The sequence below is a fragment of the Acinetobacter sp. YH12156 genome, assembly GCF_013418235.1.
GTDB lineage: Bacteria > Pseudomonadota > Gammaproteobacteria > Pseudomonadales > Moraxellaceae > Acinetobacter > Acinetobacter pseudolwoffii.
The window spans coordinates 1-1,484 of record NZ_VPCL01000036.1 but is presented as its reverse complement, the minus strand read 5'-3'; the positions used below and the strand labels follow the sequence as shown (position 1 = coordinate 1,484).

The 1,484-nt window shown below is 53.9% G+C and carries 1 protein-coding gene and 3 pseudogenes; 1 reads left to right on the top strand and 3 read right to left on the bottom strand.

The genetic code is table 11. From position 1 onward, the window contains the following. Positions 1–109 (bottom strand): annotated as a pseudogene (locus FTU87_RS14950) (dihydropteroate synthase); the annotation flags it as partial. Between the two features lie 89 nt (positions 110–198). Between FTU87_RS14950 and FTU87_RS14945 the strand changes: the two are divergent. Beyond that, positions 199–426 (top strand): annotated as a pseudogene (locus tag FTU87_RS14945) (IS4 family transposase); the annotation flags it as partial. Positions 427–623: 197 nt separating this feature from the next. Here FTU87_RS14945 and FTU87_RS14940 read toward each other — a convergent pair. After that, a complete protein-coding gene (locus FTU87_RS14940) occupies positions 624–1,304 on the bottom strand; it encodes a LysR family substrate-binding domain-containing protein (RefSeq protein WP_109354582.1) in 681 nt (226 codons plus the stop codon). Between the two features lie 3 nt (positions 1,305–1,307). After that, positions 1,308–1,484 (bottom strand): annotated as a pseudogene (locus FTU87_RS15265) (LysR family transcriptional regulator); the annotation flags it as partial.

Here is a 1,484-nt window from a genome sequence, read left to right as displayed (position 1 = left end):
GCTTACGCGCCTGCGCAATGGCTGCGTCTGGCGCCAGATACCGGCCTCCATCGGAGAAACTGTCCGAGGTTATGTTGACGATGCCGAAAATGATGAGCGATTTATTCATGGGGGCTTCTATAATAATCTCTGTACACGACAAAAATAGATAACTCATTGAAATAATGTCACAATAATTGTTTTCTAACGACGAATACTATGACACATCTCAATGAGTTATATCTTATCTTAAACAAATCTCTAAAATGGAACAAGTCACATTTAAAGTGCTTTGCGCTCATCATGCTTGTGATTATTTTAAAGCAAACATGTAATCTTTCTTCTGCATCTAAAGCCTTGCCCATCAAGTGTTTACCACAATCATTTTATCGACGTATGCAGCGCTTCTTTGCAGGTCAGTATTTTGATTATCGTCAAATTTCTCAGTGTCATCACCAGAACGATGGTGATGACTACGGCGATCTGACCCCAAAGGATTCGGCCTCCGCGCAATGCAGGCTCCAGTCGGCAAAAGAGACGGAGCCGATCAGAGAGTAGGCAAAATCGGGACGGGCAACAGGAAAGAGGATGCCGGAGGGCTGCCGGATACTATCGGCGGCAAATAGGATGGATCGCCTGTGCCGTTATCGTGCCGGTCGAGTGCCATCCAGGAAACGATTGGGCGAATCGCCGTCACGCTTCATTTTGCCTGCGAGGTTGAGTAGATTTTTCAGTGCGGAGTTGCGATTGAACGGCGACCAGACGGCTGTAAAGGCAACCGGCTCCGGTTCATCGAGGAAGGGCAGGAAGACGATGCCGGTCGTCGGCAACAATGACGTTGCCTCGCCGACGATAGTGATGCCGAAGCCTTGTCCGACCATAGATAGCAGCGTGTCGCGCCCCACATCAAAGCGCCGGATCGACGGTGCGGGCCAACGCCCGGCAAGGCGCAGCACGATATGGTCATGGACCTGCGGGCCGGTGCCACCATAGCGAACAATGAAAGTCTCGCCGACCAGATCGGACCAAGTGATTGCGGACTGCCCGGCGAGGCGATGCCCATCCGATAGCACGGCCACCAGCGGTTCGGTCCAGATCGGTCGGGTATGGCAGTCGGGCATCTCGGGCTTGCCCGCGACGAACACCACGTCGAGCTGGTCAGCACGAAGCTGCATCACCGCATCGCGGGCTGTGCCTTCGGTGATCTCAACCTCAATGCCCGTATGTTCTTCCCGATAATGACGGATCAGCTCCGTGAGAAAGCTGCGTGGGATTAAGGCATGGATGCCGATGCGAAGCCGGCCGTATTCTCCTTGAGCTGTCATGCCTGCGGTCTTCACTGCGTGATCGAGTTGATCGACACCCGCCGTGACACGCTCCATGAAGTGCCTGCCTGCGTCTGTTAGCCGAACGCCCCGCGCATGGCGCTCAAATAGCAGGACACCAAGGTTATCCTCCAGCGCTTTCACACGCGCGCTGACGCTCGACTGGCTGATACCAAGTGC